8 protein-coding genes are annotated in these 10,451 nt (G+C 62.3%); 2 read left to right on the top strand and 6 right to left on the bottom strand.

Features of this window, described 5'->3' with window-relative positions:
* Positions 1-121 precede the first annotated feature (121 nt).
* Complete coding sequence (locus IAE39_RS30015; RefSeq protein ID WP_201207690.1) at positions 122-1,612, bottom strand: methyl-accepting chemotaxis protein; 1,491 nt, start codon at positions 1,610-1,612, stop codon at positions 122-124.
* A gap of 259 nt (positions 1,613-1,871) precedes the next feature.
* Between IAE39_RS30015 and IAE39_RS27845 the strand changes: the two genes are divergently transcribed.
* Positions 1,872-2,231: a hypothetical protein gene (locus IAE39_RS27845; RefSeq protein WP_201207689.1), complete on the top strand. Its 360-nt coding sequence runs from the start codon at positions 1,872-1,874 to the stop codon at positions 2,229-2,231.
* A gap of 144 nt (positions 2,232-2,375) precedes the next feature.
* Here the strand turns inward: IAE39_RS27845 and IAE39_RS27840 are convergent, their stop codons facing one another.
* A complete protein-coding gene (locus IAE39_RS27840) occupies positions 2,376-3,800 on the bottom strand; it encodes an aminotransferase-like domain-containing protein (protein ID WP_201207688.1) in 1,425 nt (474 codons plus the stop codon).
* A 325-nt stretch (positions 3,801-4,125) separates the two neighbouring features.
* Here IAE39_RS27840 and IAE39_RS27835 point away from each other — a divergent pair, with 325 nt between their 5' ends.
* Positions 4,126-5,538 (top strand): amino acid permease, encoded by a 1,413-nt coding sequence (locus IAE39_RS27835; protein ID WP_201207687.1) that lies wholly within the window; start codon positions 4,126-4,128, stop codon positions 5,536-5,538.
* A gap of 10 nt (positions 5,539-5,548) precedes the next feature.
* Here the strand turns inward: IAE39_RS27835 and IAE39_RS29845 are convergent, their stop codons facing one another.
* The 4 genes from IAE39_RS29845 to IAE39_RS27820 form a co-directional block, all read right to left on the bottom strand.
* Positions 5,549-5,728, bottom strand: coding sequence for a hypothetical protein (locus tag IAE39_RS29845; protein WP_236548858.1), 180 nt, complete (start codon positions 5,726-5,728; stop codon positions 5,549-5,551).
* A 77-nt stretch (positions 5,729-5,805) separates the two neighbouring features.
* Positions 5,806-7,143, bottom strand: a complete 1,338-nt coding sequence (locus IAE39_RS27830; protein ID WP_201207686.1) for an MFS transporter — start codon at positions 7,141-7,143, stop codon at positions 5,806-5,808.
* A gap of 149 nt (positions 7,144-7,292) precedes the next feature.
* Entirely contained in the window at positions 7,293-7,934 is a 642-nt protein-coding gene (locus IAE39_RS27825) for a hypothetical protein (protein ID WP_236548857.1), read from the bottom strand.
* 254 nt (positions 7,935-8,188) lie between these two features.
* Complete coding sequence (locus tag IAE39_RS27820; protein WP_201207684.1) at positions 8,189-10,339, bottom strand: TonB-dependent receptor; 2,151 nt, start codon at positions 10,337-10,339, stop codon at positions 8,189-8,191.
* Positions 10,340-10,451 lie beyond the last annotated feature (112 nt).

Raw genomic sequence — 10,451 nt, 5'->3', positions numbered from 1 at the left:
GCATGGCACCGGCTGCGCCGGTGTTCGCGGCTAAAGCCGCTCCTACAGGGGCCCTGCTAATTCAATGAGTTATGTGCAGTTCTGTGGGAGCGGGCATGCCCGCGAAGGAGCCAGCGCGGTCTCAAGGGTGAAACGTGCGCCCCAACGCATCCAGCCGGGTAGCAATCGGTGGCAATCGCCGGCTGCTGGACGCCAATGTCTGCACATCCTGCGCCGTCCCTTGGGCTATTCCCTGCACCGACTGCAAGCGCCCGACAATCTCCTGGCTTACCGCCGACTGTTCGCGAGTAGTCGTCACGATCCGCCCGTTAAGTTCGTCGATGTGCGCAATATCACCGCTCACTGCTTGCAACATCGTCACCGCCAGCTGGCTGTCCTCGACGCACCGCTCCACCCCCTCTCGGCTGTGGTGCATGGCCTCGACTGCCTGCAGGCTGCCTTGCTGCAAGGCCTGGATGATGGTCCTGATTTCCTGGGTCGACACGGCCGTGCGCTTGGCCAGGTTGCGCACCTCATCGGCGACCACGGCAAAACCGCGGCCTTGCTCGCCAGCACGGGCGGCTTCGATGGCGGCGTTCAGGGCCAGCAGGTTGGTCTGTTCAGCAATGCTGCTGATCACTTCCAGTACGCTGCCGATCTGCTCGGCCTGGCCGGCCAGCACCTCGACCGTTTCGTTGGTACCTTGCAGCCTTGAGGCCAACTGGACGATTTCCAGCCGCGCCCGTTCGACGCTGGCCTGGCCACGGCTGACCTGGTCACTGGCCTGGCCGGCATGTTCGGCGGCGTGTTCGACGTGGATGGCGATGTCGCCCATGGCATTGCCCATCTGCTGCATGCAGCCGGTGACCTGGGCGATTTCGTTCAGCTGGTGCTGGGCGCCTTTCTCCAAAGTAGTACTGGTCTTGGCCAGTTCCTGGCCCAGCTCGCCCAGGCCTTGCGAATCGCGAACCACGCCATCGACCAGGTCGGTGATCTGGGTGAGGAAGCGGTCGAAGCGTTGAGCCAGCGAGACATGCGCGGCTGTATCGGCAGTGGTTTCGGCGGTGAATTGCGAGGTGGTGGCGAGCATCTTGTCCAGCATGTCCTGGCTTTCGTCGGCATCACGGCGGCTGTGCACGGCCAGGTAGAGCAGGGCGACGGTTTCCATCACCACGTAGAAGGCATGCACGAGGATCATTGCCCAGCCGCCATGGTGAGCCATGACATACACCGGGTAGCCCTGATGTTGCAGCACATGAAACACCACATGGTGCACGGCGATGGCCACTGCAGCGACCAGGATCGGCAACCAGTCGCGATAGAAGGTCAGTACCGCGAGCAGGGCAAAGATGCCGAAGTGCGATTCGATCACGCCCTCGGCCTGGTTGATGTGCAAGGCCGCCATGACCATCAGGCCAAAGGCCAGGCAGCAGCGCATCAGGCGCTTGCCACCCAGGGCCTGGTACAACGCAGTCAGCGCCACGCTGGTGCCGCCGCCGACAACGAAGGCCTGGATGAACGTGTCGTGCCAGAGCGCCAGGGCCAGGGAAAAGATGAACATCAGCCAGATCAGGCCGAGCATGATCCGGTCGGCTTTACGATAGTGTTCGAAAAAGCGAGGGGCGTGGGGCATGCGCGGGGCTCCATGGGGTCATGGAGAGCGTAGCCGTTTGCCATCATGCATCAAGGGAAGGGCTGAGAAATCACATTCATTCAGATGTGACGGTGCTCAAATGAAATTATCAACGTCAGTTGCTCTGCCGATTTTCGGGTGAGCAAGCACTCCAGATTTTAGATGGAAACTAGCATTTTTATCAGTTGTTGCTTTAACACGAACAGTGGGAATCTGGTGGTGCAGTTCAAACGAATCCAGTTATCCAGGAGCTTTTGATATGGACAATGAAAGCCGTAAAGCTACACCTCAGGCAGCTCAGAAGGCCGCGCCAGCTGATCCGAACGCTGCGGTTGTAGCAAATATCCTCAAGAAGTTGGATCTTGATGGCAATGGCAAAACTTCACATAAGGAAGCCATGACATTCATTGCAGGCAACTTGGAATATCTCTGCGAGTTAGCAACGGAAATCGCGCGCTCCCCAAGCTCCGCACAATCTACCGCGCACTCCGCCAAGATTATCGCCTACTCCGCAGATACCAATGCACTTCTGTTAAAAGCTATCCTTGAGGATAAAAGCAGAGACAAGACCCTGATCGTCAAGGACGTTCTGAAGGTCCTGAATGCCCCCAATAAATAACGGGGTCGGCGTTAGGCGCGAAGTGGCCGATTCCGTTTCCGCCTTTTCAACAGTCGATTCAGTGGCATAAGGGCCGGGGGTAGGATGCGGTGCAGTGCCTGAACTCGCGGGCACTCGATGCCAGGGTGAGCACGCTTGCCATTCCTACACCCCGCCCCGCCGCACATGCTTCACGAGCACTTTCTCCAGCAATTCCCACATCGCCGGATCGGTACTGAACGCCACATTGAACCGCATCCACCCGGTCGCCTTGGCATCCACCATGAACAACTGCCCAGGCCCGAGCATGATGCCTTTCTCCAGCGCGTCGTCCAGCAACGCCGCGCTGTCCGGGATCGCCGGGTGGCGGGTCCAGATGTACATGCCTTCGTCCGACTCGATGAACAGTTCGAAGCCTAATCGATGCAGATGCCGGCCAACCTCCTGGTGCGCCTCGGCCAGCCGTTGGCGCAGGCGCTTGAGGTGCTTGCGCCAGCGGCCGTCGATGATCGCGGCATACACCACGCGTTCCATCACTTGCGAGGTGGTCAGGCCCGAGCGCATCTTCAGGTGCAGCAACTTTTGCATCAGCTCGGGGTTGGCCAGCATGTAGCCGACCCGCACATTGGGCGAAATGCTTTTCGAGTAACTGCCCACGTATACCACTTGCTGCAGGTGGTCGAGGCTGGCCAGGCAGGGTTGCGGCTCGGCGACCATGTCGGCGTAGAGGTTGTTCTCCACCAGGCGGAAGCCGTGCTGGGTGGCCAATTGAAGCAGGCGGTGCAGTTGCGGCAGTGGGGTGCGTGAGCAGGTCGGGCTGTGCAGGTGCGGCTGGGTGAAGAAGGCCGTCGGGCGGTGGTGGGTGAGCAGTTGCTCCAGCTGGTTCAGGTCGTAGCCGGCCGGGGTGCGCGGCACGCCGATCAGGGTCGCACCCTGGGTGCGCAGGATGCTCATCAGGTTGGGGTAACCCGGGTCGTCCACCAGCACCACATCGCCCGGGCGCACCAGTGTGCGGGCGGCCAGGTCCAAAGCCTGGCTGGCGCCATGGGTCAGCATCAGTTGCGCCGGGTTGGCGACGATCGACAGTTCCTGCTGCAGGTTCTGCGCGGTCAGGGCACGCAGCTCCAGCAGGCCCATGGGGTCGCCGTAGCCCGACAGTTCCAGCGGGCTGCCGGCCACCTGGCGCAAGCCGCGGCGCAGGCCTTCTTCGTACATCCAGTCGTTGGGCAGCCAGCCGCAGCCCGGCTTGAACGGCAACTGGCGGATCTCGAAGATCTGCTGCAGGTACCATTCGGAGTTGAACGTTGGTCGGGTAGTGTCGGCCTCGGCGTTGTGCTGTTCCAGCAGCTCGCCCGCGGCCCGGTTGACGAAGAACCCCGCATTGCCCCGGCTTACCAGCAGGCCTTGGGCGACCAGGCGGTCGTAGGCCTCGACCACGGTGAAGGTACTCACCGAATAGCTCGCGGCAAAGGCGCGGATCGACGGGACCTTGGCGCCAGGCTTGAGGGTCTGGTTGTCGATCGCCTCGCGCAGCCCGTCGATGATCTGGTTCACCAACGGGGTCGAGGAGTCTGGATGTAGTTCGAACATTCGGGGCCTTCAGGGTGCGTATCGCCTGGCGTTTGCAGGGTGTACTGCATGGGCGACCTGTACAGTGCAGTGCGAGATTCATGCCACTGTGCATGGCTCTCTGCGTCGGACATTTTTACATTAGGTGTCGGATATCGCCACATAAAGCATGTTCAGTTCGTTCGAAGGGCAAACCTTCGGGCGCGTCAGCAGGCCGCCATGGAGGGCCTGCGTGTGTTTGCTCACACCATCCTGCCCGCATTAGCACTGATGTACAGGTGAAACCGCCAGCCATCGGGGTTTCACGGTTTTCCTTGGATAAAAAGAAGCACGGGGTACACAACTGATGGACGCAACATCCACAACCACCACCGCGAAAAGCGGGCACGAGAGCAAGCTCAGTGCCTCGCTGAAGTCGCGCCACCTGACGATGATGTCGATCGCCGGGGTTATTGGCGGCGCCTTGTTCGTCGGTTCCGGCAGCGTGATCCACAGCGCCGGCCCAGCCGCTGTCCTGGCCTACCTGGCAGGCGGCATCCTGGTGGTGCTGATCATGCGCATGCTGGGTGAAATGGCGACTTCCTCGCCCGACACCGGCTCGTTCTCCACCTACGCCGACCGCGCCATTGGCCGTTGGGCCGGTTTCACCATCGGCTGGCTGTACTGGTGGTACTGGGTCATCCTGATGGCCTGGGAAGCTTATGTGGCGGGCAAGATCCTGCACGGTTTCTTCCCTGATGTGAGCGTCAACGTGTTCGTGCTGGCCACGACCCTGTTGCTGATTACCGTCAACTTCTTCAACGTCAAGCACTACGGTGAGTTCGAGTTCTGGTTCGCCTTGATCAAGGTGATCGCGATCGTCTGTTTCCTGATCGTGTGTACCGCTGCGGTCATGAACGTGTGGCAGTTCGGTGAAGTGCGTGGCATCAGCCACCTCACCGCCGAGGGCTTCATGCCCAATGGCATCACCACTGTGGTGGGTGCCTTGCTCGGGGTGATGTTCGCCTTCCTCGGTGCCGAAATCGTCACCATCGCTGCTTCCGAAGCCAAAGACCCCGCTGCGCAGATCGTCAAGGCGACCAACTCGGTGGTCTGGCGTGTGTGCCTGTTCTACGTCGGCTCGATCTTCCTGATCGTCTGCCTGGTACCGTGGAACGACCCGCACCTGGGCGTTTCCGGGTATGGCGCCTACCGCCGTACCCTGGAGCTGCTGGGCGTGCCATATGCCGAGCTGCTGATGAACTTCGTGGTGCTGACCTCGGTGAGCAGCTGCCTGATCTCGGGCCACTACACCGCTTCGCGCATGCTGTTCTCCCTGGCCCAGCGTGGCGACGCGCCGTCGTTCTTCAAGATCACCCGTGCCGGCACCGGTGTACCGGTGTACGCGATCATGGGCTCGTGCGCCGTGGCCGTGGTGTGCGCGCTGATCAACTTCAGCGAAACCCTGCGCCCGAAAGACGTGCTGGACACCCTGATGAACACCACTGGCATGATTGCCTTGCTGGTGTACCTGGTAATTGCCTTCTCGCAGCTGCGCATGCGCCGCAAGCTGATCGCCGAAGGCAAGGAAGTGCGCCTGAAGATGTGGTTGTTCCCATGGCTGACCTACCTGGTGATCGCGTTCATCGTGGCGGCCCTGGTGACCATGGCCTTCATGCCTGACTACCAGATCCTGGTAATCTCCACCGGTATCGCCGCGGCAATCGTGGTGGCGATGGGTGTGGTGCACCAGATCCGCTCTGCCAGCAAGCAGCACTAAGCACCAAGCGCTATTGGTGTGTGGAAACGGCCGGCTCCCTTGGGGACCCGGCCGTTTCGCGTTGTTGCGCCTGGGGTTTTTCGGCGGGCATGTGGAAACGCTGGTTCATCCATGGCGAGCCGAGCAGGGCCGCAGCGGCGATCAAGGCCAGGATGGCGAGGGCGATGTAGGTTCTCAGGGGCGTGCGCATACATGGACTGACTTCACGCACAGGTGGTCAGTTCCGGCCCTGTTGCCGGCGATGGGCTGCAAGGCAGCCCCAGGCTTTCAGACCGAGCGATGAACGCCCTGGCCGATGCTCTCAACGCCCGCCTCATCATGCAGCGAAATCCGCGATGTCTCCGGCAACGCCAACCCACCCACCAACGCCACCAGCGCAATCACCACCAGGTAGAACGCCGGTGCCAGGCTGCTGCCGGTCTGCCCGATCAGCCAGGTCGCCACCAACGGTGCGGTACCACCGAACAGCGTATACGCCACGTTGTAGGTGATCGCCGAAGCGGTATAGCGGGTGCGGGTAGGGAAGCTCTCCGACAGCAGCGCCGCCGTCACCACACCACTGCACAACGCCCCCACCGCCAGCAGGATAACCCCCAGCAGTGCGCCCGCCATCGAGCCCGAGCTGGCCAGCCAGTACGCCGGGAACACGCACAGCATCACCCACAGGCAGGTAAAGCCGATGGTCTTGCGTCGCCCGACCCGGTCCGAGAATGCCCCGGCCAGCGGGCAGCCGACGGCGGCGAACAGCAGGGCCAAGGTGGTTACCAGCAGCGACTGCGCACGGGTCAGGTTGCCGACCAGTTGCAGGTAGGTGGCGAAGTAGGTGGTGAACATGTAGAACGACAACGCAGTCAGCGAAATGAACGCACCCAGGTTGCGAATCGCCCGGCCATGGTGGCGCAGGGTGTCCTTGAGCGGCGAATGCTCGTGCTCCTTGCCTTGGGCCACGGCTTCGCGAAACGCCGGGGTTTCCTCCATGCGCCAGCGCAGGTACAGGCCGACCAGCCCCAACGGTGCGGCAATCAGGAACGGTATGCGCCAGCCCCAGGCATTCATTGCCTCGGTCGACAGGCTGGCTTCCAGGCCGTAGGCAATTACCGCTGCACAGGCAAACGCGGAAAAGGTCGAAACCGGCACGAAGCTGCCATAGAAGGCCCGTTTGTCATTGGGCGCGTGCTCCATCAGGTAGGCGCAGGCACCGGCATATTCGCCGCCGGCAGAAAAGCCCTGCAGGCAGCGCGCCAACGTCAGCAGCGCCGGGGCGGCGAGGCCGATGCTGGCGTAGGTCGGCAACAGGCCGATCAGGGTGGTGGAGCCGGCCATCAGCAAAATGGTCAGCGACAGGATGCGCTTGCGCCCCAGGCGGTCGCCGAGGGCGCCGAACACGATGCCGCCCAACGGGCGCAGGGCGAAGGCCACGGCGAACACGGCAAAGGTCTTGAGCAAGGCCACGCTGGCGTCTTCGCTGGCAAAGAACTGGCTGGCGATCAGCGTGGCGAGAAAGCCGTAGACGGCGAAGTCGAACCATTCGACGAAGTTGCCGATGGCCGAGGCGGCGATCACCCGGCGCAGGGTGGCGGGGGACACCTCATGAGGTGTGGGCATGCGGGTGCTCCGGTTCCATTGGCAGCCATGATGAGAGTGGCGCGGTCGGGCCGCGCCATCATTGTTGTGCTTGCCAGTAGATAACCGGGCGCTACCAGGCGCTTTGTCGAGGGCGACCTCGGGATACCTGATTCAACCGCAGTAACGGTTTACAGGCGGCCGACCTTCCAGGGGGCGTACTCCAGTTCGCTGTAGCCTTCGGCCTTGCCGTGCATGTCAGCCTTGAAGCCCGGCAGGTTGCTCAGGTCAAGCGCCATGCAGCGGCTGTTGAGTTCGGCCTGCAGCTTCCCATCGAGGCGAAAGTCATCCGGCCGGTTGGGGTGGGGATAGATTTGCACCAGGCAGCCTTGCACCTTGCCTTGCGCATTCGCCTCATAGTACAGCGAGGCCCTGCCGATACTGTTTACCGGCTGATCGCGGAACAGGTGCTGCCAGAAAAATTCACGTTGTGCATTGGCCTGACGCCGTGGGGTATCCGGCGCCTGGGCGGCAGCGGGCAGGTCCACGAACAGCGGCGCACGTACTTCCACCGTGCCGTCCTCGTCGCGTATCGACTTGGGCACCACGGGATAGATTGTCTTCCAGCATTGCGCCTCGACCATGCTGGCCAACGCCTTGAAGTCCGAGCGGACCTGATCGGCGGGCAACATCATTTCGTATTTCATGGGCGCCTTGCTGGCTTTGCAACTGACGGGGGCGGAGTGCTGGTCGAGTTTGACATTCAGCATGACCACGCCGACCTGTTTGCCAGTATCCGCGGTGGCAATGCCCAGCTTCAGTACCTGTTGCATGTCGCTGACGAATGTCTTGAACGCCTGCTTGTCCGCCTCGGAGGCAGGTCGGCTTTGGCAACCCGCCAGAGCGATTAGCGCAACAGTTGCGACTGTTGGAGAAAACCATCTGAACACAGAAACTTCCTTGCGGTGAGCGCCGGCTTCGTGCCGGGCTGAATGAGAACGAATATTAACATTCAGCTGGCCCGGAATTGTGTGTGGTTTGTGTGGAGAATTGTGGGAGCGCTGGCAGGGATTATTATGCAGAGCCGTCAGAACCGCATGTCCACCGCCAGTTCGAAAGTACGCGGCGGCCCCATGTAGTACTGGCTGTTGTAAGCCTGCTTGGCATACACCTCGTCAGTCAGGTTGCGCACCCGCCCGGTCAAGGTGGTGTGTTCATCCAGCCGATAACGGGCAAACGCGCCAAACAGGGTGTAGGCCGGGGCCTTGAGGCTGTTGGCATTGTCGGCATACACCGAGCCCACGTAGCGCCCGTCCGCGCCCACCGACCAGGCCGGCGACAGGCTGTAGGTCAGCCACAGGTTGGCAACATTGGCCGGTACGTTCACCGGCGCATTGCCCTTGCGCGATACCGACACGCCGTTGACCGCTTCGTTGAACTCATCGTAATGGGCATCGACGTAGGCGTAGTTGGCCTCGGCCAGCAGTTTTGGCGTTACCTGCAAACGCCCGGACAGCTCGACACCGCGTGAGGTCTGCTGCCCGGCCTGTACGGTCAGGTTGGCATCGTTCGAATCGCGCACGGCAAAGTCCTTGCGCACGATCTGGTACAGCGCCAGCGTGGCCGCGCCGCGGCCGTCGAGAAAGTCGAACTTGCTGCCCACCTCCCATTGCTCGCCCTTGGACAGGTCGAACAGGCCGACGTTGGAGTAGGTCGCCGCTGCCAGCGACCCGGCCGGCAAGTCGGCGGAGGAACTGTACTGCGCGTAGACGCTGGCCGAAGGTGTCAGCGCATAGGTCAGGCCGATGCGCCCGGACAGCGGTTCCCAGCGCCGTTCGAAATACGCCGGCGAGGTCGGCGTCACCGCGCCGTAGTTGGTCACCTCCATGTCCAGGTAGTCGTAACGCAGGGCCGTCAGCAGGGCCAGGCGCTCGGTGAGTTGCAGGCGGTTTTCGGCAAACACTGCGCGGTTGCTCACCTCGTGGCGGCGTTGCTTGGTCACGCCGGCATTCACCCCGGGGATGTCATCGAAGCTGCCAGGGTCGAAGTGCTCGGCATCCACCACGTCGGTCCAGCTGCTGGAGGTGGGGTAGAGTGTCTGGCGCATGCGCGAGTACTCCAGCCCCAGCGACCATTGGCTGGCCAGGCCCAACAGCTGGTTGTCATGGCGCAGTTCGATGCGGTCGCCCAGCAGGTTCTGGTCGTGGCGCTGCAGGTAGGGGCTGCTGCGCTGTACCTGGCCATTGCCGGTGTAGGCGTAGCGTTCGAGGTTGCGGTAATCGCGCTGGGCGTTGTAGTGGTAGAGGGTGTTCTGCACGTTGGTGCTGTCGCTGATCTGGTAGTCGAGGATCGAACGCAGCCAGCGCACCCGTTGCTCATAACGGCCATCGCCGACGTTGTAGTTTTCGAAGCGGCGGCTCTTGTCGATTTTCATCGTACTGCGCCCGGGCAGGATAGGTGAGCCCCAGTAAGGGCTGTCTTCACGGTCCTCCTGGTATTCCAGCGCCAGGGTGTGGGTCAGGTTGGGCGCCAGGTCGCTGAGCAGCGAGAAGGCCAGGCTGTCGGTGTTGCGCTCGTTGCGGTCGACATAGCCGTTGCTGTGCCCGCGACTGAAATCCAGGCGCATGAAGTGGCGGGCATCGGCGGGGTTGCTGGCCAGTGCCTGGTTGATGCCGAAGGCCACTTCGCTGTCGTCGAAACTGCCATAGCGGATACGCCCGTCAATGATTTGCGCGTCGCGGCTGGCCAGCTTGGTGATGTAGTTGATCGAACCGCCCACGGCGCCTGCACCATGCAGGAACGAGGACGGCCCACCGATCAGTTCGACACGGTCGAGCACCCAGGCATCCACCGGCCGGGTGGCGCTGCTGTAGCCCAGGTTGATGCCGTTGTACAGCTGGGTGACCTGGTTCTGGGTGAAGCCGCGGTAGGCGACGAAGCCGCCAAAGCCGGGGTTGGCCGAGGCGTTGACGCCGGTCATGGCGTTGATCACGTCCTGGCTGTCTTTGGCGCCGCGCTCTTCGATCAGGCGGCGGTCGGAAACGCTGACCGAGGCGGGTGTTTCCCGCGCGGTAAGGCCCAGGCGCGAGCCGGTGCGGATCGGCTCGTCCAGTTGCACGCCGCTGGCGTTTTCGCGCTCGCCGTCGATGGTGGTGGCGCTGAGTTCCACGGCGGCGTTGTCCGCCCAGGCAAGGCTGCAGGTGCTCATGAGGAGCACCAGTGAGGTATTGCGAAGCATGTTGGTAGGTCTTCCACGCAAAGGTCATGGCTGACGGCGAGCGCGCAGGTAAGCGCGCCCGGCTGAAGTCAGGCGATATGAAGTACGGCTGCGGGGAAGGCGGTGGGGGAGG

The organism is Pseudomonas sp. S37 (genome assembly GCF_016658545.1).
GTDB lineage: Bacteria > Pseudomonadota > Gammaproteobacteria > Pseudomonadales > Pseudomonadaceae > Aquipseudomonas.
This window is presented reverse-complemented; position numbering and strand designations above follow the sequence as displayed.